Origin of the sequence: Algibacter luteus, from assembly GCF_900141715.1 — a bacterium.
Taxonomy (GTDB): Bacteria; Bacteroidota; Bacteroidia; order Flavobacteriales; family Flavobacteriaceae; genus Arenitalea; species Arenitalea lutea.
Genome location: NZ_FQYK01000002.1, coordinates 499,591 through 526,107, shown reverse-complemented (window position 1 = coordinate 526,107; position 26,517 = coordinate 499,591). Strand labels below are relative to the sequence as shown.

At 32.4% G+C, this 26,517-nt stretch carries 19 protein-coding genes; 9 read left to right on the top strand and 10 right to left on the bottom strand.

What is annotated here, in order from left to right:
- Nucleotides 1–15: 15 nt before the first annotated feature.
- Complete coding sequence (locus tag BUA46_RS05910) at nucleotides 16–693, top strand: peptidoglycan DD-metalloendopeptidase family protein (protein ID WP_019387382.1); 678 nt, start codon at nucleotides 16–18, stop codon at nucleotides 691–693.
- Nucleotides 694–844: 151 nt separating this feature from the next.
- On the opposite strand, the gene BUA46_RS05905 is transcribed toward BUA46_RS05910, so the two are convergent.
- The 8 genes from BUA46_RS05905 to BUA46_RS05870 form a co-directional block, all read right to left on the bottom strand.
- Complete coding sequence (locus BUA46_RS05905; protein ID WP_019387381.1) at nucleotides 845–1,873, bottom strand: T9SS type A sorting domain-containing protein; 1,029 nt, start codon at nucleotides 1,871–1,873, stop codon at nucleotides 845–847.
- Between the two features lie 110 nt (nucleotides 1,874–1,983).
- Nucleotides 1,984–2,670, bottom strand: a complete 687-nt coding sequence (locus BUA46_RS05900; protein WP_019387380.1) for an N-formylglutamate amidohydrolase — start codon at nucleotides 2,668–2,670, stop codon at nucleotides 1,984–1,986.
- Nucleotides 2,667–3,893: a glutamate-cysteine ligase family protein gene (locus tag BUA46_RS05895; protein ID WP_019387379.1), complete on the bottom strand. Its 1,227-nt coding sequence runs from the start codon at nucleotides 3,891–3,893 to the stop codon at nucleotides 2,667–2,669. The genes BUA46_RS05900 and BUA46_RS05895 overlap by 4 nt, the downstream gene beginning before the upstream one ends.
- 1 nt (nucleotide 3,894) lies before the next feature.
- A complete protein-coding gene (locus tag BUA46_RS05890) occupies nucleotides 3,895–5,340 on the bottom strand; it encodes a RimK family alpha-L-glutamate ligase (RefSeq protein ID WP_019387378.1) in 1,446 nt (481 codons plus the stop codon).
- Between the two features lie 81 nt (nucleotides 5,341–5,421).
- A complete protein-coding gene (locus BUA46_RS05885) occupies nucleotides 5,422–6,765 on the bottom strand; it encodes a GntP family permease (protein ID WP_019387377.1) in 1,344 nt (447 codons plus the stop codon).
- A gap of 151 nt (nucleotides 6,766–6,916) precedes the next feature.
- Nucleotides 6,917–10,270, bottom strand: a complete 3,354-nt coding sequence (gene secA, locus BUA46_RS05880) for a preprotein translocase subunit SecA (protein WP_026010024.1) — start codon at nucleotides 10,268–10,270, stop codon at nucleotides 6,917–6,919.
- 165 nt (nucleotides 10,271–10,435) lie between these two features.
- Entirely contained in the window at nucleotides 10,436–10,657 is a 222-nt protein-coding gene (locus tag BUA46_RS05875) for a DUF2795 domain-containing protein (RefSeq protein WP_019387375.1), read from the bottom strand.
- Nucleotides 10,658–11,037: 380 nt separating this feature from the next.
- Nucleotides 11,038–11,610 carry a cob(I)yrinic acid a,c-diamide adenosyltransferase gene (locus BUA46_RS05870; RefSeq protein ID WP_019387374.1) on the bottom strand — a complete coding sequence of 191 codons (573 nt, stop codon included), beginning with the start codon at nucleotides 11,608–11,610 and terminating at the stop codon, nucleotides 11,038–11,040.
- Between the two features lie 160 nt (nucleotides 11,611–11,770).
- Between BUA46_RS05870 and BUA46_RS05865 the strand changes: the two genes are divergently transcribed.
- Nucleotides 11,771–13,858 carry a DUF5723 family protein gene (locus BUA46_RS05865; protein ID WP_019387373.1) on the top strand — a complete coding sequence of 696 codons (2,088 nt, stop codon included), beginning with the start codon at nucleotides 11,771–11,773 and terminating at the stop codon, nucleotides 13,856–13,858.
- Nucleotides 13,859–13,956: 98 nt separating this feature from the next.
- On the opposite strand, the gene BUA46_RS05860 is transcribed toward BUA46_RS05865, so the two are convergent.
- Both BUA46_RS05860 and BUA46_RS05855 read right to left on the bottom strand, forming a co-directional pair.
- Nucleotides 13,957–14,730, bottom strand: coding sequence for an O-methyltransferase (locus tag BUA46_RS05860; RefSeq protein WP_019387372.1), 774 nt, complete (start codon nucleotides 14,728–14,730; stop codon nucleotides 13,957–13,959).
- Nucleotides 14,731–14,860: 130 nt separating this feature from the next.
- Entirely contained in the window at nucleotides 14,861–16,729 is a 1,869-nt protein-coding gene (locus BUA46_RS05855) for an ABC-F family ATP-binding cassette domain-containing protein (RefSeq protein ID WP_019387371.1), read from the bottom strand.
- A gap of 100 nt (nucleotides 16,730–16,829) precedes the next feature.
- Here BUA46_RS05855 and BUA46_RS05850 point away from each other — a divergent pair, with 100 nt between their 5' ends.
- Genes BUA46_RS05850 through BUA46_RS05820 form a run of 7 tightly spaced genes read left to right on the top strand, consistent with a single transcriptional unit; the run spans nucleotide 16,830 to nucleotide 26,501 of the window.
- Entirely contained in the window at nucleotides 16,830–17,621 is a 792-nt protein-coding gene (locus BUA46_RS05850; protein ID WP_019387370.1) for a polysaccharide biosynthesis/export family protein, read from the top strand.
- 6 nt (nucleotides 17,622–17,627) lie between these two features.
- Nucleotides 17,628–20,093: an exopolysaccharide transport family protein gene (locus tag BUA46_RS05845; RefSeq protein ID WP_019387369.1), complete on the top strand. Its 2,466-nt coding sequence runs from the start codon at nucleotides 17,628–17,630 to the stop codon at nucleotides 20,091–20,093.
- A gap of 17 nt (nucleotides 20,094–20,110) precedes the next feature.
- Nucleotides 20,111–20,983: an ABC transporter permease gene (locus BUA46_RS05840; RefSeq protein WP_019387368.1), complete on the top strand. Its 873-nt coding sequence runs from the start codon at nucleotides 20,111–20,113 to the stop codon at nucleotides 20,981–20,983.
- A complete protein-coding gene (locus BUA46_RS05835) occupies nucleotides 20,983–22,254 on the top strand; it encodes an ABC transporter ATP-binding protein (RefSeq protein WP_019387367.1) in 1,272 nt (423 codons plus the stop codon). Before BUA46_RS05840 ends, BUA46_RS05835 begins: the two co-directional genes overlap by 1 nt.
- 34 nt (nucleotides 22,255–22,288) lie before the next feature.
- Nucleotides 22,289–24,469, top strand: coding sequence for a polysaccharide pyruvyl transferase family protein (locus tag BUA46_RS05830; RefSeq protein WP_019387366.1), 2,181 nt, complete (start codon nucleotides 22,289–22,291; stop codon nucleotides 24,467–24,469).
- The gene (locus tag BUA46_RS05825; protein ID WP_019387365.1) at nucleotides 24,450–25,718 is read left to right on the top strand and encodes a glycosyltransferase; all 1,269 of its coding nucleotides are present in this window, start codon (nucleotides 24,450–24,452) and stop codon (nucleotides 25,716–25,718) included. Before BUA46_RS05830 ends, BUA46_RS05825 begins: the two co-directional genes overlap by 20 nt.
- Nucleotides 25,719–25,724: 6 nt before the next feature.
- The gene (locus BUA46_RS05820; RefSeq protein ID WP_019387364.1) at nucleotides 25,725–26,501 is read left to right on the top strand and encodes a glycosyltransferase family 2 protein; all 777 of its coding nucleotides are present in this window, start codon (nucleotides 25,725–25,727) and stop codon (nucleotides 26,499–26,501) included.
- Nucleotides 26,502–26,517 lie beyond the last annotated feature (16 nt).

The following is a 26,517-nucleotide window of genomic DNA, read 5'->3' as shown; positions in this document are numbered from 1 at the left end:
TTAAATGTCATTCCATTGAATTTTTCAGATTTTCTATTTAACATTAGTGCTAAACCTATTCGAGTTTTAGGTCCTACTATTCAGGCGTCTAAATACGTTAGCATGGATTTATCTGAAAACAACGACACGCTTAATGCTATTGATGTATCGTCTGCTTCAAAATTAGGCAAATACGTTAATAATTTCATCTCTCAGCATCAAGCCGAAGTAGCTTATGGCGGTTATTTAGAAGTTCGAAATATTTATAAAAGAAGTGAACATTTTAATAGTCAAGCGCAGGATGAACGTAATATTCATATTGGAATAGATTTATGGTGTGCCTCTAAATCACCTATTTATGCGCCTTTTTCTGGAACAATTCATAGTTTTAAGAATAATACGAATTATGGCGATTACGGACCAACAATCATCTTAAAACATACTATTGAAGGTGTTGTATTTTATACCCTTTACGGGCATTTAAGCGCAGATTCTATTGAAAATTTACAAGAAGGACAACTCATTTCTAAAGGAGAACCATTTGCTGTTTTAGGTGATGAAACAGTCAATGGAAATTATCCACCTCATTTACATTTCCAAATAATAAAAGATTTACAAGGATTAAAAGGTGATTATCCTGGAGTCTGTTCTAAAAAAGATTTAGAGTTTTATAGATTGAATTGTCCCGACCCGAATTTGCTGTTGAAGCTTTGAGATTTTTTTGGGTTCGTTTAAAGGTTAAGGCTTTGATTCCGTTACGAAGAAATTAGGTAGAATTTCATTGTAGGAATCATGCCAAGTTAAATTTAATGATTTTTGGATAATCATTTTGCAAACAATGGATTATAGCCGTTGTTGGTAACAGTTATTTTTTAAAAAACTTTAAAACATTTTTATTTTCAAGATTCAAAAAATAAAATCCTTTATTTAGATGTTCGATATTTATAAAACCGTCTTTTGATAAAGACCCATTTAATACCTGCACTCCTAGAATATTATATATTTTGAAGTTTGTATCTTTTGTCAAATGTGAAACTTGAATAATATCCTCAACTGGGTTGGGAAATAATTTCACTCTATTGATTAGATTATGATTCTTAATTGAAAGCGCGGATAAATCTAGTTTAGTAATTTTATCTGCCTGAACTATGTATAAAATATTATCCTTAATCTCAAGATCTGAAGGTCCGTTAATTCCTGTAACTAATGTTGTTTCTTCATCATTAATTATATTCTTTTTTGAAATAATATTTTCGTAATTATGAGCAAAAAATAAATCCTCATCGTCGAGGGTAATTCCGCTAGGATAATCTATAGAAGCTATATAGACAGTATTTGGTGTACTATCCGTAATATCTATTTTTGTAATTTTTCCAAGAGTAAATTCAGCTATATATAAATCATTTCCGTTAAATACAATTTTATTCTGCCGTCCAAGGGTTAACAATGTAGTTTGGATTGGCGATGTTTGTGAAATATTAATTTTAGAAATTTCACCCAGAAACTCAGTGAAATATAATTCATTGTCTTTAATTGCAATTGAATAAGGCCAATCAAGTCCTGATATAACATTCGTCAAAACTGGTGTGGTATCGGTAATGTCTATTTTAGAGATTTTATTTCCACTAGCCTCAGCAATGTATAATTCATCACCGTTAAAGGCAAGAGCAGTTGGTCCATTAAGCCCCGTAAAAATAGTTGTTGGTACCGGATTGATTTCCGTTACGTTTATTTTAGAAATTTTGCCTGAACCGTATTCCGAAAAATATAGCTCATCACCCTTAAATGCTAAACGACAAGTACAATCAAGATTAGTAATCAAATCCATAGTTTGTGCATTTGACAGAGTAATATTCAATACAATAATGATCAATAAAATATAAGTTTGTTTCATAGTTGGAACGATTATTTTTTACTTTAATATTTGCTAACTCAGGCGGATATCAAACGTTTAAATGTTTTATGTCCGACGTTAAACGAAGTTAGTTGAAATTTATTACAAAATCAAGTAGTCAATAAATCTTTTAAAGCTAAAATGATAACTTCTTTAATTTCAAAATGCATTTGATTGTGTTGAGCATATTTTTGATTCACTTCAACCTCAATACCCAGATAATTTGATGGAAATTGTTTGCGTAAGTAGGTGGTAAACCCGTCCGCTTTTCCTAAATACGGATAGTTAAAACGTACAATTAAGTTTGGGTTTTGAGCCTTTAGGTCTTCTTTGAAATTAGTAGCAAATGTCTTTTCACCTTGTTTTTTAGAATCATATAACAAGCCAAGGTCGCAGTGTCTTTCAACCTTGTTTAAAATAGGCGTAAAAGAATGCATAGAAATATGTAAAACAGCTTCACCGTTATCAATCCAACTTTTAATAGTGTTTTCAACTTGATTGCGATACACCAAATAATGCGATTGAATAATGCTTTCTTTTTCTTGTTTAGGAATACCTTTTGTGAATTCTGAAAATAATTTGGGATGATGCAACGACCTATTGAGTTCAATAAGCAATCTACTTGTTTCAGAATACAAAGCATAATCCGCAAGAGGTTCTAAAGATTTAAAAATATCTAAAGCGCCCAAATCATAACCGCGGTGTGAGTTTAAAACAGATGTGGAATCTTTAAAGTATTTTTTAAAGGGCTTTGGTATATCATTGCCTCCATGTTCGCATGTTACTATAAGTTTCATGGTACAAAAAGCTTGTTTTCTTGCAAACATTTTGCGAGTTGCTGATACACTTTTTTGATGTTATCTTCTGAATAATTATTGGCAACAGCTTTTAAAATACGGGTTGATAATGTCCCATTTTCCAGAATATGTTGAAGTGCTTCATAATGAGATTTATGAATATTTGGTTTAACCAATTGATAGAGTTGTTTCCAAATGTCTTGAACAGTACAGGCTTGTTCTATTTCGAACAAATTTAAATAAGTTAAGTCTGTTACAATATAATTTTCACCTTCTTTGATGCACGGATTCAAAATACTATATAACGATTCCTTCGACCATGATTTTTGCTGGTTGAGGGTAGATGTTTTATTCTCAACAAGAAGTTTAATTACTTCAATAATTAAAACACAAATGGCAATATCTGCTTTTGGGCATTCTTGAATATCAACCAACCTAATTTCAATAGCATTTCTATCAAAACGGGCAATAGCACCTCTGGAGTTTAGAAAATAATGATCTAAAATATGCTCCGTATCAAAAGGTTTTATGGCTTTGTTAATCGGAGTGAAAATGAAAGTTTCATAGTCTTTTTTCGAAAACACCTGTTCAGGAATTACCATACCAGTCATTTCTGGAATTTCTTTTTGATTGGTTTTGTAATATTCTAATCGGGTATCTTTAAAGCCTGTGTTTTTGCCTTCCAATATAGGTGAACTTGCACATAAGCCTGGAATGATAGGCAAAATCAATCGTACAGCTGCATGTAGTTTTTCAAACTCTATATCATCAAAAAATGGCAAGTTAATGTGCGTACTTTGTACGTTGCTCCAACCATGTCCTTTACAGTTAAAAATGCGATTGTACAAGGCATAAACTTCGCTATAACTATGTTTCCAAAGCTCGGTATCGGTTAACGGATTCATGAGTGGATGCGCTGCGGTTGGTAATAATTGCGCATTTATAGTACTTAAAATCGCATTGATTTCTTTTATGTTGTTATGAAAAGAATCGGCAAGTGAATCCAAATCGTGGGTTGGTCCGTTTGTTTTTAACTCCACAACATGCGCCACCAATTCGTTACTCCAAGCCACGTCGCCATTATAAATGTCATCAGTCAAAGTGCCATTTTTGATAGTCAATAATGAATCTACTTTAGGCGCCACTTTAAAATCTGTTTTGTTAACGAGCATGTATTCCAGCTCGATACCAAATACTTCAAACAAATGATATGTTTTACTCATGTTAGTCCAACCTATTTTTAAATGCCGTTAATATCTCAGTATAAACCAAATCGCCATAATACCCATCTTCAACACCAAAATCGATATTTGGGTTATCGTTAATTTCTATAACCATTGGCTTTTCATTTACCACTTTAATATCAATTCCTAACAAACCATCTCCAATAAGTTTAGCAGATTTTAGGGCCATTTTTAGTACTTTTTTCGGCACAGCATCAATTGGTAGACAATCGGCATCACCATCTTGTTCGGTTTTCTTTTTAGCTTTCCAGTTATAAATTTGCCAATGCCCTTTAGCCATGTAATATTTACAAGCGAAAAAGGGTGTACCATCTAGAATACCAATACGCCAATCGTAATCTGAAGGACAGAACTCTTGAGCAATAATTAAGTCGGATTCTTTTAACATGGCGTTCGCCAATTCAAAAAATTCTTCGTTGGTTTTTGCCTTTTTTACCCCAAATGAAAATGTAGAATCTGGAGCTTTTAGAACACACGGTAAACCAGTAAGTTCCAAGACTTGATTCAGATTGTCTTTATGTACAATAACTGTTTTAGGTGTTTTAATATTAGCATTTTGAAGCGCTTCGGCCATATACACTTTGTTACAGCATTTTAGAATGGCATCCGGATAATCAATAATAGCAATGCCTTCTTGTTGTGCTTTTCGCGAAAAAGCGTAGGCTTCGTTATTAACTTCGGTGCTCTGTCTAATAAATAAAGCGTCAAAGGATGATAATCGCGATAAATCTTTAGGCTCAATAATTTCGGCATAAATATTCATCTTTTCTGCAATTTCAATAAACTTTTTTAAGGCCTTTGGATTACTTGGTGGTGCAGGATCGTTGGGGTTTACCAAAATAGCCAAATCGAATTCACTTTTGGTTAATTTAGGTGAATCGTATCGCTTCTTAGAAAAATACTGATTAGCAAATTCTTGAACACTTTCGAGATGCTCTTGCGGAATTTCAGATTCTGAAATCACTTTCACACTTTGAATATTCCACTTCGTATTAAAATTAAATTTCACACGAAAAAACGGTACTTGAAAATGTTTATAAAATAATGTGCTTAACTCCTTGTATTTTTGAGCTACATTCTGTCCGAAATAAATACTCAATGTAAATTCTCTAGATTTAATGTTTTTAAGACTTTGCTGAATAATATCGTCAAATTCATCAGAAACAATTCTAACAAGCTTTAAAGTTTTTAAATCGACAATATTTTTTACCGTAGGAATAGCTAAATGCCCTCGCGCTTCAGCAAGAAGTGACACGTAATAACCTTTCGATTGGTAGTTATACTCTTTACAGAGATTAAATATTCGAGCTTTTTTGAGTACTGAAAATTTTGGGTTTGTTAAGTAATCTTGTGAAGAAATTACCGTAATATTCTCAATCGAAAAATTCCATTTTTCAGGTTGATTGACAACAATATATTTTTGCATTAAATTAGCTTATCGCCATTAAAATTTTAAACAAAATTAGTCTTTTTTTGAATTCAAAAATTATTTTGATTTAAATATATTTTAGAAAATCATCCATAACAAACAAACCGTGCTAAAGCCTACTAATGCTATAATAGTAGTCATTACTGTCCAGCTTTTAAAGGTCTGTTTTTCCGATAGTCCGAGGTATTTACTAACTAACCAGAACCCACTATCGTTTACATGAGACATAATAGATGCACCAGAAGCAATAGCAATTACCAAAAGGGCTTTGCTTATTTCTGTGGAATCACCCAACAATAAAGGAGCAGTTAATCCTGCGGCAGTTATCATTGCTACCGTTGCAGAGCCTTGTAAGATGCGAACCAAAACAGCAGCTAAAAAGGCAAAAACTAAAATACTAACACCTTTATCAGCAAAATAATTAGCCAGCATTTCACCAGTTTTGGTATTGACAAGCATTTGTTTAAAAACGCCACCAGCACCTGTAAGTAGAATTATAATTCCAGCAGGAGCCATGGATGCTGTAGTTATTTTTAATAAAATATCTTTAGTGGTTTGTCTTCTTATCCCTAAAACATACCATGCCATCATATTAGCAATTATTAATGCGGTAAAGGGATGCCCAATCATTTTTAACCAAGACTTAATATTTTCAGAGATGTTGACATCTTCCAATAAAGGACTGTTGAGAAGCGTATTACCAACTATTAAAATAATAGGAATGCCAATAATTGAAAGTATCACACCAATTCCAGGAAAATTATGCGTTTCTTGGTTAGTTTCTATCAATTTAGGAGCTTCCACAAATATTCTTTTCGAAATGTATTTTGCAAATAATGGCCCACTGGCAATGGCTGATGGAATTCCAACGATAAAGCCAAATAAAATAACCCAACCTAAATCTGCTTTTAAAATATCGGCTACGGCAACAGGTCCTGGAGTTGGTGGTATAAAAGCATGAGTTATGGCTAATCCTGCTAGAAGCGGCATGCCATAAAGTAAAAGTGATTTTTTAGTTTTACGTTGTAATGAATAAATTAAAGGCACTAAAATGATGAATGCCACATCGAAAAATACCGGAATTGCCACAAAAAACCCAGTAAGCATCAAAGCCCAAGAGGCACGTTTTTCGCCGAATTTTTCAAGCAAGTAATTGGCGAGCGCTTCGGCACCACCAGAATGTTCTAAAATGGCTCCGAACATAGCACCTAACCCAACAACCATAGCAACAAAGCCTAAGGTGTTTCCCATGCCTTCTTGCATGGTTTTGATGATGGCTTCTGGCGACATTCCAGCCATAACTCCTACAACAATACTAGCAATAAGTAACGCTATGAATGCCTGAATTTTAAAGCGAAGAATTAGTATCAGCAAAACAGCTATTCCAGAAAATACAGCTATTAGAAGTGAAAAGTCTATCATAAGTATGAGTCCTAAAAAGTACCGCAAATTAGCAGATTACGTTTAGGAAAAATACATAAAAAAATAAAGATGACTTTTAAGGCTTATTTTTTAGATATAAAAAAACCCGATAATTTATATCGGGTTCATTTTAATTTATGCTGGATATAGATTAATCCTCAACCAATACCCAATCCCCTTTAGATAATAGAGGTTCTGCTTGTTTGTATTTTAAGGTTTTGTTTTCACCATTTATCACGTGCTTAATAGTTACACGATCATTACGTCCAATTTTAGGTTTATCGCGAACAATCGTTTCAACAACTTCTTGTCTACGTTGTGTATTTCCTGCAGCTCTATTTTGTGCTGAGCGTTCGTCTAGATTAGGAATTTCATCTTTTTGAACATTCAGTTTTTCCTGTTTTCTAGCACGAGCTTCTTGAATGGTATCTTGTGTTTCTTGAGGTAATTCTCCTTTAAATAAGAATGAAATCACATCTTTATTCACTTGGTCAATCATAGCTTTAAACAATTCAAAAGCTTCAAATTTGTAAATTAAAAGCGGATCTTTTTGTTCGTGAACAGCCAATTGAACCGATTGTTTTAACTCATCCATTTTACGTAAATGCGTTTTCCAAGCATCATCAATAATTGCTAAAGTAATGTTCTTTTCAAAATCGGTAATTAATTGTTTACCGTTGGTTTCATATGCTTTTTCAAGGTCGGTAACAACATTTAGCGTTTTTACTCCATCTGTAAAAGGCACGACAATACGTTTGAATTTATCGCGCTGTGTTTCGTATACATTTTTAATTACAGGAAAAGCAATTTCAGCATTACGAGTCATTTTATCTCTGTAATGTTCAAAAGCCGATTTGTATATTTTAGATGTAATTTCTTGAGCCGATAGTTTTCCAAATTCGTCTTCAGTTATTGGCGAACTCATTGAGAAATAACGAATCAATTCAAATTCGAAATTTTTAAAATCGTTGGCCATTTTATTGGTTTCAGCAATACCTTCAGTAGTATCAAAGATCATATTTGCTAAATCCACACGTAAACGCTCACCATGTAAGGCGTGCTTTCTACGTTTATAAACAACTTCACGTTGCGCATTCATAACATCATCATATTCTAACAATCGCTTACGAACACCAAAGTTATTTTCTTCAACTTTTTTCTGTGCACGCTCAATAGATTTTGAAATCATGGAATGCTGAATTACTTCACCTTCCTTCAATCCCATTTTATCCATCATTTTCGCAATTCGTTCAGAACCAAATAAACGCATCAAGTTATCTTCAAGAGATACATAAAATTGTGAGCTTCCTGGATCTCCTTGACGACCAGCACGACCACGTAACTGTCTGTCTACACGACGCGAATCATGACGTTCTGTACCTACAATGGCTAAACCACCTGCAGCTTTTACTTCATCTGATAATTTAATATCGGTACCACGACCAGCCATATTGGTTGCTATAGTTACTTGTCCAGATTTACCTGCCTGATCTACAATTTCAGCCTCTTTTTTATGTTGTTTTGCATTTAATACGTTGTGCGGTATTTTACGGATGCTTAGCATTTTACCCAGTAACTCAGAAATTTCTACCGATGTTGTACCAATTAAAACAGGACGTCCTGCTTCTGATAATCTTGTAACATCGTCAATAACAGCGTTGTATTTTTCACGCTTGGTTTTATAAACCAAATCTTCTTTATCATCACGGGCTATAGGGCGGTTGGTTGGAATTTCAACCACATCTAATTTGTAAATTTCCCAGAACTCACCGGCTTCAGTTACCGCAGTACCTGTCATACCAGAGAGTTTACGGTACATTCTAAAGTAATTTTGAAGTGTTACTGTGGCAAAGGTTTGCGTAGCATCTTCAATTTTTACATTTTCTTTGGCTTCAATGGCTTGATGTAAACCGTCAGAATATCGACGACCATCCATAATACGCCCCGTTTGTTCATCAACAATCATCACTTTATTGTCCATCACCACATATTGTGTATCTTTTTCAAATAAAGCATATGCTTTAAGCAGTTGATTTAAGGTATGTATGCGTTCAGATTTTACACCAAATTCCTTGAATAAATCTTCTTTTAAACTCGCTTCTTCCTCTTTGCTAAGTCCTTTTTCTTCAATTTTGGCAATTTCAATACCTATTTCTGGTAGAATGAAAAAGTCTGGATCATCTTTTCCAGAAATGTATTCAACACCTTTATCGGTTAATTCAATTTGATTGTTTTTTTCTTCAATTACATAGTACAAATCGGCATCAACCTTTGGCATTTCACGGTTGTTGTCTTGCATGAAAAAGTTCTCTGTTTTTTGAAGTAATTGCTTAACACCTTCTTCACTTAAAAACTTTATTAAAGCTTTGTTTTTAGGAATACCACGATAGACTTGTAATAGTTTAAAACCACCTTCTTTAGTATCACCTTCATTAATTAATTTTTTAGCCTCGGCTAAAACACCCGTTAAATATTTACGTTGTACCGAAACAATATCGTCAACTTTGGGCTTTAATTCTGTGAATTCATGGCGATCGCCTTTTGGAATAGGACCCGAAATAATAAGCGGTGTACGCGCATCATCAACCAAAACTGAATCTACCTCATCCACTATAGCGTAGTGATGCGGACGTTGCACTAAATCTTCTGGGGCATGAGACATGTTATCACGCAAGTAATCAAAACCAAACTCGTTGTTAGTACCATAAGTAATATCGGCATTGTAAGCCTTTCTACGTGCTGCAGAGTTGGGTTGATGGTAATCAATACAATCTACACTTAACCCGTGAAACTCAAATATTGGAGCCATCCACGCGCTATCACGTTTCGCTAAATAATCGTTTACTGTTACTAAATGCACACCTTTCCCAGCAAGGGCGTTTAAGTAAACCGGCAAGGTTGCAACCAACGTTTTACCTTCTCCAGTTTGCATTTCGGCAATTTTACCTTGATGCATGGCAATACCACCAATTAACTGCACATCGTAGTGCACCATGTCCCAAGTAATAGGTTTACCAGCTGCATCCCAAGAATTTGCCCAAACCGCTTTGTCATCATCAAGTGTGATATAATCTTTCTCACCAGATAACGTACGGTCAAATTCATTAGCTGTAACTGTAATATTGGTGTTATCTACAAAACGCTTAGCAGTTTCTTTTACTACCGCAAAGGCTTCAGGTAAAATATCATTTAAAACATCTTCAGTAATTTTGTAAGCATCATCATTTAGTTTATCAATGTCTTGATAAATGTCTTCACGTCTGTCAATATCTTCAGTATTTTCAGCTTCTATCTTTAAATTTTCAATTTGCTTGTCAATATCGGCGTTGGCTTCAGCAATTTTAGCCTTGAATTCGGCAGTTTTAGCCCTCAACTCATCATGAGATAAAGCCTCAAGAGCGGCTTCAAAAGTTTTAATTTTATCAACAATAGGTGTAATGGCTTTCACGTCTTGTTTAGACTTGTCGCCAACAAACATTTTTAGTACAGAATTTAAAAAACTCATTGGTATTATTTTATATATTTTATCTAGGATTACCCTAGGTTTTGTTCGTTATAATAGGTGCCCAATCAAAAGGCATTCAAAGATACATTTTGTTACGCTTTTTTTACGGTTAAGAACAAAAAAAAAGCCTCAAATCGAGACTTTTTAACTATTCTTTATGCTTTATTAATATTCATCTTCATTCCAGAGGTAATCCTCATCGGTAGGATAATCAGACCAGATTTCTTCAATAGAGTCATAAGAATCTCCTTCATCTTCAATAGATTGTAAGTTTTCTACAACCTCCAAAGGAGCTCCAGTTCTAATGGCGTAATCTATCAACTCGTCTTTTGTTGCTGGCCAAGGCGCATCACTTAAATACGATGCTAATTCTAATGTCCAATACATTTCTTTGTGTTTAATTTTTTGCAAAAATAATTTTTTAGTTTAAACAGGCAAGAAAAAAATGAATTATTTACTCATTAATTTTAAGAACGTATCTTTTTGTAATCTAAACCCTTGCAATTATTCCTGCGAGGTTAATAATAATGTAGCAAATAAATTGTTCATGTCACTTCGAGTGATTCCAATTTTTTTTTTGGAATTTTATCGAGACGTGGGCGTTACTCCAAAAAAGGGTCGGGCTTTACGTTACAAGTCCTCGCGCTCCCGATATTAATTGGTTTCGCTGTGGGCTTTTCTCTGCAATCCCTAACGCGGGTAAGTCTGCTGTTTTTAGTATTCAACAATTAGTTATTTAATTACTGCTTACTTCAAACTTCAAGCTTTTATTTCTTCTCAGGAATCCACTTAATTTCGTTTGCTTGTAAATCAAAAGACAACTTTCGTGCCAATACAAAAAGGTAGTCAGAAAGACGGTTTAGGTAAGTCAGTGCATTCGCTTCAAAAGGTTCCAAATCGTTAAGCGCAGTGGCTAATCGTTCCGCTCTACGGCATACACAACGCGCTATATGACAGAATGACACGGTTTGGTGGCCACCAGGAAGTACAAAATGAGTCATGGGCGGTAAGGCCTCATTCATAGTATCCATGTCCTGCTCTAAAAGTTCAATATCTTTTGCAGAAATTTTTTCAATATTCAAGCGTTCTTTACCATTTTTTAATACCGCTTTTTCAGGGTCCGTAGCTAGAATAGCACCAATGGTAAATAATTTTGACTGAATTTCAATAATCCGGTCTTTATAATTCTGGCTGATGTCTTGATCGCGTATTAAACCTAAATGCGAGTTTAATTCGTCTACGGTACCATAGCTTTCTATTCTTATGTGGTGCTTAGGTACTCGTGTGCCACCAAATAATGCAGTAGTACCTTTATCCCCAGTTTTGGTGTAGATTTTCATAAGCACGAAGTTATTGCTTTTTTAAGAGTTTCACAAAGCATTTTTTAATACCATTTGTTGATATCTTCTTTATAAATAAGGACTTTTCAATTTAATTTGTAAGTATTTTATGGATAGAAAAAATTAAATTTGTTACTAGCTATAACAATAAACTCTAACCATGAAAAAAATTACCTTACTCACGTTTTTTTTCACATGCTCACTTTTAGTTAACAGTCAATCATACCTAGGATTTCTTACAGATAACTACAGCGGTGTTCATGGTCTTATTTCTAACCCTGCGAATATTACAGATTCTCGTTTTAAAACCGATATTAATCTAACAGGGCTAAGTGCTTTTGCTACTAACGATTATTATGGAATTAATATTTGGGATACTACAAAAGACGGCTATAGTTTCGATTTGGAAGCTAAAACACACCCAAAAGATATTAATAGTGGAGGCTTAAATGTTGATGTTTTAGGTCCTTCATTTATGTTTAATTTGTCTAAAAATAGCTCCATTGCTGTTTTTTCAAGAGCTCGTGCATTTGTAAATGCTTATGATATTAACGGAAATTCCATAGCGGTTATAGACGACGATTCAACAAGAGATTTTGCGTTTAACGAGGGTAGTATTAATGTTTTAGCACATTCTTGGGCAGAAATAGGGTTAACCTATGCGAGAACCTTAATCGATAAGGACCAACATTTTGTAAAAGGAGGTGTCAATTTAAAATACTTGCAAGGTTTAGGTAATGTGTATGGATCTGGAAACAATATATCAATTAATTATGATGCGGATGGAACAGACCTTGGAGGAGGAGAAACTACAGGTAGTATTACAACTACTGGAACATTAACCTATGGGCGATTTGATAATTTTGACAATGATGACTACGATTATAAAACGCCTAAAAACGCTAGCGGTTTTGGAGTAGACTTAGGTTTTGTTTATGAATTTAGACCAGATCATACAGATTATGATGCTGATGAATCTAGCCCATATCAGTTTAAAGATAAAAATAAGTATAAACTAAAATTAGGTATTTCAGTATCAGATATTGGTTTCATTAATTATAAAGAGGGCATTAAGGAAGGTTATGCTATAAATAATAATAACGTAAGTGAACAGGATCTTGAAACTGCAGAAGACATTGAAGCTTTTTTAAATTCCTTCTATACCAAAACCATTGAAGGTGTAGGTTATAAAATTGATTTGCCTACGGCATTACATGTTAATGTAGACTGGAATCTTAATAGTAAAATCTATTTAAATTTAAATACCGATTTTTCATTGATGTCTAAGGAACGAATCACAGCTAATAGAATAGCTAATGTGGTATCCTTAACACCGCGTTACGAAAGTAAGTGGTTTAGTTTTTATTTACCATTAAGCGTGATTGAAAATAATGGTTTAAGAATGGGCGCAGGGTTTAGAGCAGGTCCGTTATACGTGGGCTCAGGATCTTTAATTTCGTCTTTTACTAGCGATGATAATAGACAAGCAGATGCTTATGCAGGATTAAAAATCCCAATTTATCAAAGCCAACCGAAAGATAAAGACGGCGATGGTATCGTAGATAAGTTAGACGATTGCCCAAAAGAACCTGGGCCTGAGTCTAATAACGGTTGTCCTGTTGAGGATAAAGATGAAGATGGTGTTTTAGATGATGTTGATGAATGCCCAGAAGTAGCAGGTCCTGAAGATAATAATGGATGCCCTTGGGGTGATAAAGATGGTGATGATATTATTGACAAACTTGATGCTTGTCCTGATGAAGCCGGCCCTATAGAAAATAAAGGTTGTCCTTATAGAGATTCTGATGGTGATGGTGTTTTAGATAAAGATGACGATTGCATTGATCAAGTAGGTACCGTAGCGAATAACGGTTGTCCGGAGGAAGTTATGGAAGAGCTTCAAAAAACATTGAATGATTTTGCAAGAGTTATATTATTTAATCCAGGAAGAGCAACTTTAAAAACAGAGTCAGCATCAGTGTTATTTGAAATCATTTCGGTATTAAATGAATATCCTAATGCGAAGTTTACCATAGAAGGGCATACCGATAGTATTGGTAGTTATGAGTTGAATCAAAGGTTATCTGAAGATCGTGCTTTTGCGGTTAAAGCCTTTTTAGTTAAAAATGGTATTAACCCAGGCAGATTGTCAGCAATAGGCTATGGTGAAAAAAGGCCCATTGCAACCAATATGTACAAAGCTGGTAGAGCACAAAACAGACGTGTTGAGATTAACTTAGTGAAGTAATTTAACGACAAAATAAGTTAGTTTGAGCGTAGTCGAAAATCCTAATAATTTAATTAGGTTTCGACTGCGCTCAACTTGACTTCATTTGTTTTTCGGAATTAAACTCTTATTGTAAAGTGTTCTTTTAGTTGTTCTTTTCTGAAAAATACAAATCCCCAAAAATAAGTATCAATGGTTACCGTAACTTTTGGATGGTTTTTTATGATTTCCCAAGCTTCAGTCATACCTTTAGACCAATAAATATCATCGAAAATAAAAACGGATTCGTTGTGAGCAGTCTCCAAAAGTGATTCAAAATATTGTAAAGTAGCTTCTTTTTGATGATTTCCATCAAAGAATATAAAATCGAATTTATTCGGTTTTAGTTTTTTAATTTCATTGTGAAATTCACCAGTTATCAACTTCATGTTATTTAGATTCTCATTTTTAAAATTTCTTTCTGAAAATTTAGAAATATTTGGGCATCCTTCAATAGTTATAATTCTAGCATTAAGGTTGCCTAAACTCATGGCATGGGTTGCAATACCTAATGACGTTCCTAATTCTAAAATATTTTCAGGTTTAAAATATTGAGTAAGTCTAAAAAGGAGTTTAGTTCGATTAATAGTTGTTCCAGCATTTTTCGCCATTTGTGATATCAAGCGTTTTTGGTTCTTCATGACTTGAGAACCGGCGCCTAAATCAGTAACAGAAATAGTAGACTTATTTTGAAGCAACAATTTTTTATAGTTAAATATAGAATGATATGCTTTATACCTTGTTTTATCATAAAAGCATTTTGTAACTAAATCGTACACAAAAGGGGAGTGCACCCCATGTTGATTGGTGGATTTTAAAAGGAATTTTAAATATGATGAAATTTGATAAAACATATTACTATGTTTGCCCGAGCACAGTTATGACCGTATGTTTTGTTAGTATTAATAAAACCTCTCGACTGCGCTCGAGGGGACAATGATTTTTCAAATGAAACTTTACAACTTATAGCATTACCAAAAAAAATTAACCTTCTAGTTTTGAAGATAGTTCAAACCAACGTTCTTCTTTCGCTTCAATGGTATCAATGATTATCTGCAAATCTTCTGAGAGTTTATTTATATCGTCTTGCGATAATTCTGGATTATTGAATTTATGTTCTATTTCTTTTTTGTAAAAATTTAAAGAATTCAACTTACTTTCAATATTTCGCAATTCTTTTTCTTCATTAAAAGAAAGTTTTGAGGCTTCGTTCTGTTTCCAAGATGTTTTTTCTTTTTTATCTTCAGATGACTCGGTATTTGAAATTACAGGTTGGCTATCTTCATATACTCTGTAATCCGTATAATTTCCAGGAAAATCTTCAATTACACCTTCGCCTCTAAATACAAATAAATGATCAATAACTTTATCCATAAAATAACGATCATGCGACACTACAATAATGCAACCAGGGAAATCTAAAAGAAAACTTTCCAATACATTAAGTGTTACAATATCTAAATCGTTTGTTGGCTCATCAAGTATTAAAAAATTCGGATTTTGAATTAAAACCGTACATAGATAAAGTCGTTTGCGCTCACCACCACTTAATTTTTCAACAAAATCATATTGCTTTTTTCTACTGAATAAAAATCGTTCTAATAGTTGTTGCGCACTAATTTGTCGGCCTTTTTTTAATGGAATGTAATCACCAAACTCGCGTATGACATCAATAACTTTTTGTTCAGGTTTTATGGTTATCCCGTTTTGCGTATAATATCCAAATTTTATGGTGTCGCCCTTCACAACTTTACCAGAATCTGGTTGAGCCGTCTGGGTTAAAATATTTAAAAATGTGGTTTTACCTGTGCCGTTTTTACCAATAATACCAACACGTTCTCCCTTTTTGAAGGTATAATCGAAGCCATCTAAAATAATCTTGTCTTTAAATGCTTTTGATACTTTGTGGAATTCTAGAATTTTGCTTCCTAAACGTTCCATGTTAAGTTCTAATTGAACTTCATGATCGTTTCTGCGTTGATGCGCTCTGTGTTTAATATCTGCAAAATCGTCTATTCTAGATTTAGATTTAGTAGTTCGCGCTTTGGGTTGCCTACGCATCCAATCTAGTTCCTTTTTAAATAATTGTTTGGCTTTACCTGTTTCAACAGCTTCACGCTCTATACGGGCATCTCGCTTTTCAAGATAGTATGAGTAATTACCTTTATAGCTGTATAGCTGGCCTTCATCTAACTCAATAATTTCATTACAAACACGCTCCAAAAAATATCTATCATGAGTAACCATAAAAAGCGTCATGTTCTCTTTTGCAAAAAAGGCTTCAAGCCATTCAATCATTTCTAAATCTAAATGATTGGTGGGTTCATCTAAAATCAATAAATCAGGTTTATTAATTAATGCATTGGCGAGTGCTAAACGCTTTTTTTGCCCGCCAGATAGTGTGCTTATTTTTTGGGATAAATCATCAAGTTTTAATTTGAAAAGAATTTGTTTGTAAAGGGTTTCAAAATCCCATGCTTGGTGGCGTTCCATAGCTTCAAATGCCGCTTGATAAGAATCTGTATCTTCAGGATTTAGGAGCGATTTCTCGTAATTAGATATAATTTTTAAAATAGGATTGTCACTCTTAAAAATGGCTTCTTCTATTGTTAACGACTTATCAAATTTAGGGTCTTGTGAAAGAAACGATACCTTAATATCTTTTCTATAAATTACTTCCCCTGAGTCGGCAACATCATCACCAGAAAGAATATTTAAAATAGATGTTTTGCCAGTACCATTTTTAGCCACAAAGGCAATTTTTTGGTCTTTATGTATACTAAATGAAATGTTTTCGAAAAGAGTTAGCTCTCCATAAGATTTAGATATATTTTCAACAGTTAAGTAATTCACTAGTAAACTTTTTTGCAAATAACGGACAAAAAACCAAAATATCCGATGGGAGTTTTATTATTCACGACGAAAAGTTATATTTGCTTAAATCAATACCCCAATGCTAAAACGTTTTTTTTTATTTTTAGGGATAATAGTAAGTGTTCTATCTACTTCATGTATAACTAATAAAGATGTTGTTTACCTTCAAGACAAGGATGGTACTGCTAGCTCAGAGACTATTTTAAACGAAATTACCAAGCCTTATAGAGTACAAATTGGTGATATATTAAGCATTAATGTTAAGGCGTTAGATAAGGAGCTTGTTGATATTTTTAATCCTATTGAAAGTGCTAGCGGAGGATCTGGAGGTGGTGGGTTATATTTTAGCGGATTCACGGTTGATTTACATGGTAATATTGATTTTCCAATTTTAGGAAAAATTAATGTATTGGGTTATACCATTGAAGAGATTAAAAATAAAGTTTCAAACGAACTTCTAAAGCAATATTTTAAAGAAACTGCTGAAATATTTGTAACGGTAAAATTATCAGGTTTAAAATATACGGTGACTGGAGAAGGAGGTGGAGGCGTTTATACTATATTTCAAGAACGTGTAAATATTATTGAAGCATTAGCAAATGCAGGAGACCTTCCTGCGACGGCTGATAGAAAAGATATTCTGATTATTAGACAGTATCCAGGTGGACAAAAAATACACCATATTGATTTAACAGATATTAAAGCAATGCAATCTCCGTTCTACTATATACAGTCTAATGATATTATTATGGTAAAACCATTAAAACGAAAAGTTATAGGAGCGGGGCAAACTGCAATACAGAATTTTACAACTATAGCTTCTATATTGTCAGTATTAGTGTCAACTTATTTTTTAACAAAGAACCTTTAAATTAATATGGAAGAAGAATTTGAAGTATCAGAAGCGCAATCGCAACAACCTTCTTTTGATATTAAGGCTTTTTTGTTTCGAGTTTTAAGTTATTGGAAACTCTTTATTTTATTTATTGGCATTGGTGTTTTTGTTGTGTATCAGCAAAATATTAGAATGCAGCAATCTTACAGATTAGCTACTCAAATATCTATAGAGGAAGAGTCAAATCCTTTATTTACTTCAACAACAAGTCTGACATTTAATTGGGGAGGAGTTTCTGGTAAAGTACAAACAATGATTACTTCACTGCGGTCGAGAACAATACATGAAAAAGTTGTCGAAAACCTAGAATTTTATATCAGCTATTTAAAGCAGGCAAGGTTTAGAAAAAACGATGTGTATTTAGATGCCCCTTTTAGAATCAATATTACCCCCGATTCTTATCAATTGCTTAACGTTCCAATAAGAATAACTTTTCTAGAAAACGGCAAATACGAATTGTATATTAATTTTGAATCAGAACTTGTAAGAACACAAAATTATACTGACTATAAAAAAGCAAATTTAGATGTGTCTTTGGGCGAGTTTAAGCAAGTTTTTAATTTAGGTGACACTATAGAATTACCATATTTAAAAGGTGTCATTTATTTAGCTGATGAAAGAGTGGCCAAACCAAATGACGAATTCTTTATTTTGTTTAGCGATTTCGATGCGGTAGTATCAAAATACAGAAGCAAATTAAGAATTGATAACCCAAGAAATTCCGCTATTTTAAACCTAAGTATGGTTGATGTGAATAAGGGAAAAATAGTGGATTATTTAAATGAAACGGTTAAAGTTTTAAGTGAAGATCAATTAAATAGAAAAAATCAATTTGTAATCAATACGATAAAATTTATTGATGATCAATTAAATCGTGTTAAGAATCAACTAAGTTTAAACGCAGATTCTTTAAATGATTACAGACAGAAAAATAGGATTTATAATTTAGACGATAAAAGTGCTGTTATCAATAGCAAACTCTCAGATTTAGATTTAGATAAAGATAATATAAACAGGAAGCTAGCCTATTATTCAAGTTTAAAAAATTATTTAATTACGAGTAATAATTTTACAGAATTACCAGCTCCAGCTGTATCAGGGATAGATGAGGGGAATATTTTGGCAAATGTGTCTAAAATTAATGCGTTATCTGTTCAAAAATCTAAATATGGATCGACAGTTAGAAAAGATGCTACTATTTTTGCGGATTTAAACAGGCAAATTGAGGGTATAAAAGAAGTATTATTAGAAAATATTAGTTCAGTTACCAAAGAATTAAACAGGGAACTTCAAAATATTAATAATAAAATAGCTATTGAAGACGCGAAAATTAGAAAACTTCCTGAGGCTCAACAAAAACTTTTTGATATTCAAAGACAATATGCGTTAAGTGAAAAGACTTATAACGTTTTTTTAGCAAAACGTGGTGAAGCAGATATTATTAAATCAGCGAGCGTTTCTGATATTTTAGTTATTGATCCAGCAAAAGACACGGGAGCAACTCCAATTGATTTGAAATTAAGTTCTCGTTATTTATTCGCTATAATAGGAGGGTTTTTACCGCCACTATTACTGGCCTTTTTATTAACTTTTCTTGATAACAAGTTACATAACCCTCAAGTACTTGAAAATATATCAAATATTCCGCTTTTAGGGGTTGTTGGTAAAAGTCCTTTAGAAAATAATTTGGCGGTTCATTTCAAACCAAAATCTACAATAGCTGAAGCCTTTAGGTCTATCAGGTCTAGTTTGCAATACTTTTATAAAAAACACAACTTAGAAGGCACAAAAACAGTTATGGTGACATCTTCAGTAAGTGGTGAAGGAAAAACTTTTTGTTCCATTAATATTGCAACAGTTTTTGCTATGAGTGGAAAAAAGACTGTTCTTGTAGGGTTGGATTTAAGAAAACCGAAAATTTTTGGTGATTTCGAGATAAAAAATGACATTGGAGTAGTTAACTATTTAATTGGTCAGAAAAACGTGACCGAGGTTATACAGAATACCAAAGTTCCTAATTTAGATGTTATAACATCTGGCCCTGTACCACCAAATCCTTCTGAATTATTAATCGGGGAAAGAATGGATGATCTTATGGAAGAATTAAAAAAGATGTATGATTATATAATTCTTGATACACCACCAATAGGCTTAGTAGCTGATGCCCTAGAACTTACGGAATACTCAGATGCAACGGTATATGTTGTGAGACAAGATTATACTAAAAAAGGAATGATAAATCTTATAAATACAAAGTATAATAAAGGTGAAATTAAAAACTTAAGTTTCATTTATAACGATTATAACCAAAAAGGCAAGTATGGATATGGTTATGGCTACGGTTATGGTTATGGCTACGGTTATGGAAGTTACGGAAATGGATACAATGAAGACGAACCTTCAAAAAAAACCATCATAACTCGCGTTAAATCTATTTTTAAAAAATAATAAATCCAAAGAATACATTGGCTAATAAAAAAGAACATTGGCTTTACGTCATTTCTCCAAAGCAAAAGTTAATTGACTTAAATTTAAGAGAAGTTTGGCATTACCGAGACTTGTTAATATTATTTGTAAAACGTAATATAATTACAGTTTACAAACAAACAATTCTGGGACCTTTATGGTATTTTATTCAGCCACTTTTTACGTCTGTTATATTTACCTTAATTTTCAACAATATGGCAAATATTCCAACTGGCGATGGTGTTCCGTCGTTTTTGTTTAATCTTGCTGGAATTACTGCTTGGAATTATTTTAAAGAATGTTTAACAGGAACGAGTGATACTTTTCGACAAAACCAAGGGATGTTTGGTAAAGTTTATTTTCCAAGAGTTATTATGCCTTTATCGGTTGTTTTTACCAATTTAGTAAAGTATGGAATACAAGTTCTAGTATTTATTGGGTTTTATGTGTATTATGCGTTTTTTACTAATAAAGCAGAAAATACAAGTATACAAACCGCTGTTATTTTAATTCCGTTATTAATAATGTTTATGGCTCTTTTAGGTTTAGGGTTGGGTATGATCGTATCATCTTTAACTACTAAATATAGAGATTTAAAATTTTTAATTGGCTTTGGTGTACAGTTGTTAATGTATGGCTCTGCAGTCATGTATCCGTTGTCTTATTTTAAAGAAAAACTTCCTAATATTTCTTGGATAGTTGAGTATAATCCAATGACCACGATTATAGAAGCATTTAGGTTTATGACTTTAGGTGTTGGCGACTACTCAACAGCTAATATGCTTTACACTGGAGTTATAAGTTTCGTTATTTTTATTATAGGCTTGATAATTTTTAACAGAACAGAAAAAAGTTTTATAGATACTGTTTAATGGAAAAGGATGTTATTTTAAAAGTTGAGAATCTTTCAAAACAATACCGATTAGGATTAGTTGGTACTGGTACCTTAGGTCATGATTTGAATAGATGGTGGCATAGAGTTAGAGGGAAAGAAGATCCTTATTTAAAAATAGGAGAAAGTAATGATAGAAGTGCCAAAGGCGAGTCTGAATATGTTTGGGCATTAAAAAATATTAATTTTGAAGTAGAGCGAGGCGAAGTCTTAGGTATTATAGGGAAAAATGGTGCAGGTAAATCCACGCTTTTAAAGATACTTTCTAAAGTAACAGCGCCAACAATAGGCGAAATTAAAACAAAAGGACGAATAGCATCATTATTAGAGGTTGGTACTGGTTTTCACCCAGAAATGACTGGTAAAGAAAACGTGTTTTTAAATGGGGCAATTTTAGGAATGACCAAAAAAGAAATTCAATCGAAACTAAATGAAATCGTTGAGTTTTCAGGTTGTGAACGCTATATTGACACTCCCGTAAAAAGATATTCTTCGGGTATGACCGTGCGTTTGGCATTTGCTGTGGCAGCGCATTTAGATCCAGATATCTTGGTGATTGATGAGGTTCTGGCTGTTGGTGATGCCGAATTTCAAAAAAAAGCTATTGGTAAAATGCAAGATATTAGTAATAGCGATGGTCGAACCGTTTTGTTTGTAAGTCATAATATGGCTGCAATAAAGAGCCTATGCACAAGAGCCATTGTTTTACAACATGGAACGTCTGTTTTTGAAGGCAATACTAATGAAGCCGTAGATTTCTATTTAAAAAGCGATGTAGCTAATGATATTGCGCATTATATAAACGAAACTCCAAATGAAGGCTCAGATATTTTGGAAGTTTCTATGCGAGATAAAGATAATAATATTTCAGGGTTGTTTGGGTTTGACGATCAAATAACTCTGCAAGTTAAATTAAAAATTACTGAAGATATTATTCAATATGGTTCTTTAGGATTTAGAATTAAAGACCAAAATGAGCGAACGGTGTTTTCTTCCGAAATTGATTTAATTAAATTTGTAGAAAAAGATGGGGTGTATTCTTCTAATATAGAATTCCCTAAGTCTGTATTATTGCCAAGTGAATACAGAGTAATTATAGGTTATCATGTTCCAAATAAAGAAAAAATTAGGAGCTTATTTGATATTATTAATTTTAGAATTGAAGAAACAGGAACTATTTTTCATAAATACAAAGGCGTAGATTTTGGTTGTGTTATGCTAGATTGTAAATGGAGTATGAAACCGGACTAAACTCTAAATTATTATCAGTACTGGTAAGTTTTCTATGTTGAAAAAAATAAAATTATTATTTAAAAAGTTTAATGCTCTTCTGCGTTTAAAACTTCATGAAATAAACTTCTTTAATAAACTAGAAAAACCAACAATAATTAACCTTAATGCTAATGATATTTGTAACTCCAAATGCACAATGTGTAATATTTGGAAGAATAAGCAAGACAAAGAAATTACCTATGACGATTTAAAAGTAATTCTTTCAGATCCTCTTTATTCAAATGTAACGGGAGTTGGAATAACTGGCGGAGAACCTACCCTAAGAGAAGATTTGGTAGACTTATATAAAGCATGTATCGATTTTCTTCCCAAGCTAAAATACTTAAGCATTATTACCAATTGCATTAACGTTAAAGATGTAAAACGCCAATTAAATTTAGTAAACGAGTTATGTAAAGCACATAATATTGCTTTTAGTGTAATGGTTTCTTTAGATGGTTATGGCGAAGTACACGATAAAATTAGAGGAAGAGAAGGAAATTTCATCACAGCTATTGAGGTTATTAATTTTGTAAAGGAGGATTTAAAAATCCCTGTTTCGTTTGGTTCAACTATTTCAAAAGAGAATGTCTGGGAAATTGATGAATTATTAGATTTTGCAAAAGAAAACAATATTTACGGTCGTTTTAGAGTTGCTGAATTTATAAAAAGATTGTATAACGAAGATCGTTCTGATGTGATAAGAAACTTTACTAACGAAGAAAGTTATCATCTAGCTTTATTTTTTGAAAAGTTGAAAAGAACTTATGAAAAAAATTCAAATTACAAGCGTACATATACTAGTATTCAGAACATTTTATTAGGCGGAAAAAGAACTATTGGTTGTCCTTATCACAAAAAAGGAATAAATATAAATGCCAAAGGAGAATTAGCCTATTGTGCGCCAAAATCTAAGATTATAGGTAATGGTATCGAATCTTCTTCAACTATAATTTATAAGTCTAATTTAAGTGAAAAAAAGAGAATCCTAACCGAAGAATGTGATGATTGTATTCACGATTACCATGCTCAAATTACGTATAAAGAACAAATAGAAATATATAAAGATAAGTTTCAGAAGAAGTTTTTAAAACCTTTTGATGAACAAAGAGTCGTAAAACTCTCAAGCTTTTTAAAGTCCCCAATATTGCCAAAAAATAAGTATAGTATATTAATTATGGGTTGGTACGGTACAGAGACTGTAGGCGATAAGGCTATTTTGGCAAGTATAATAAATAGTTATCAAAATAAATACGGAGAAGAATTAAATATTATCATTGGAAGTTTGTATCCATTTATAACAGATCAAACTATTAAGGAACTTAAAGTAAAGGCTCAAGTAGTTAATACAAGTAATTTTGAATTCTTAAGATATTCTAAGGCTTGTGATGAGGTTATAATGGGAGGTGGTCCATTAATGGATTTAAATGAACTTTATGTTCCTTTGTTATCTTTCAGTGTAGCAAAAAAATATAAGAAAAAAAGAACTATTTATGGATGTGGTTTAGGACCCATAAATCAGGAGAAATATAAAATAGCAATTCACAAAATATTAGAATTAGCTAATGAAATTAAATTAAGAGACAAAAAAAGTCAAGAATATACCTCGAAGCATTTTAATAATACTAATACTGAAATGATAGGTGACCCTGCAAAGTCTTATATAAAACAATTTGCAAAACAATCTAGTCCAAATAAATCAAAAATATTGTCTTTATACTTAAGAGATTGGGAATATCTTTATGTAAAAGGAGAAATGTCTCTAGAAGCATTTAACTTAACTAAAAATCAGTTTGAAGAAGCCTTAGCAGCTTTAATTAAAAAGAAAGCTGAAGCTTATAAAGTCGAAAAAATAGTTTTTAATCACATGCATAATTTTGTTTTGGGAGGTGATGACAGGGATTTTTCAAGACGATTTATAAAATCCTATTTCTCTAAAGATACCAGGGTGAGTTATGATAAGAAATTATCGACAGTTGATTCTATCGTTGAATCTATGAAACAATCTGAATTGAATATTTGTATGCGATTTCATTCCGTATTATTTGCTGAAACATTAAATACTAATTTTTTAGCAATTGATTATACCATGGGAGGTAAAATATCATCATATATTTCAGAAAATAGCCAGCCTAAAAACATGTTAACTATAAAACAATTAATAGATAATTATCATGAAGATACTATTAATTAGCACCAGCGATAAAGGTGGTGCCGGTAAAGCATGTGTTAGATTGCATGAGGGGTTGCTAAATTTGAATTTAGATTCTAATTTGCTGCTAGCAAAAAAATCGACAAGCGTCGAAAAAACCTTTTTATTACGTCCTAAAAAAAACAATTCGGTATTTTATAAAATTAAAAAAAAATCATTAAAAATTCTTCGAGAACTTAAGATTTTAAAAGGCCCTAAAATGACGAGTGCAGAAATGTTTGTAGAGCAAAGAGAGCAAGGTTTAGAGCTTTATTCGTTCCCAGATTCAAATTATGACATTACTGAATCTGAACTTTATAAAAAGGCAGATATAATTAACTTGCATTGGGTATCTGGATTTATTGATTATCAATCTTTTTTTAAAAAGAATACCAAGCCTGTTGTTTGGACACTTCATGACATGAATCCTTTTACTGGTGGAGAGCATTATACAGAAAACTATTTAAGTATTGACGAAAAAGGTTTGCCTATTAAGAGAGTTTTAACTAATGAAGAGATAGCTCAGTTTGAAAAAGTATTGAAATTAAAAAAAGAAGCATTATCCGATGTGAAGAACTTGCATTTTGTAACCTTGTGCGACTGGATGACTAACGAATTAAAAAAAAGTGAATTTTTTAGCAATTTTCCAGTTCATAAAATCCCTAACGGCATCAATTCTAATGTGTTTAAATCCAGAAATAAAGAGTTCTCTCGAGATTTATTAAAAATTCCTTTAGATAAGAAAGTAATACTATTTGTTGCAGATTTGATATATGCTAACAGAAAAGGATTTAAACTTCTTATAGAAACTATTAAAAAACTTGAACAAGATAATGTGCAGTTATTAGTTATTGGACATAAGAATGAAAGTTTAGCTGGTTTCAAAAACATAATACAATACGGAAAAGTAAATGATGATTATTTATTAAGTTCCATTTATTCGGCAGCCGATGTTTTTGTCATTCCATCATTAATGGATAATTTGCCAAATACCGTATTAGAATCATTGCTTTGTGGTACTCCTGTTATTGGTTTCCCTATTGGTGGGATTCCAGAGATGGTAAAACACAGAAAAAATGGTTTGATTACAGAAACAGTGAGTGTTGATGCCTTATTAAATTCAATACTTCTATTTCTTAGTGAAGGTGTTGCATTCTCAACCGAAGAAATTAGAAAGTATGCAGTAGATAATTATGATGAGAAAGTTCAAGCAAATAAATATATTCAATTATTTAAAAGTTTAGTTAACTAGATATTTATGTTACTTTCAATAATCACCATTAATTATAACGATAAACTAGGATTAGAACGCACCTTAAATAGCGTAAAAAATCAATCTTATACCAATTATGAGCATATCATAATTGATGGTGGATCAACCGATGGGAGTAAACAACTTATTGAAGTAAACCAAAATAACTTTGCTTATTGGGTTAGCGAACCAGATAAAGGTATTTACCATGCCATGAACAAAGGTATAAATGTTGCTAACGGTGAGTATTTATTGTTTTTAAATGCAGGCGATCATTTTGTTGATAATAATTCATTAAAAAATGCGTATCCCTTTTTACAGGGTGAAGATATCGTGTATTTCAATATCAATGTTGTAGGAGAAAATAATACGTATGTTAAAAAATGTCCAAAAGTATTAACTTTTAAATATTTACATGAAAATTTACCAGCACATCAAGCCACTTTTTTTAAAAAGGAATTGTTTACTAAAATGGGGAATTATGATGAGCATTTAAAAATAGTTGCAGATTGGAAGTTTTTAATTCTAGCTATTTGTAAACATAATGCGACTTATAAGTATATAGATGATACCTTTTCCATTTTTTATTATGATGGACTGAGTTCATTAAAGGAAAACCAAACTAAGGTAAAAGCTGAAAGAGAAGCTGTTTTAAATAAAGAGTTTAGGTCTTTTATGAAAGACTTAAAAGATCGTTATTTCTTAGAAAGAACTTTGAGAACCATGCGAAAATCAAGAACCATTAAGTTATTAATTAAACTAGGGTTAATTCATGAATTTTAAGAAATAATTATTTTGA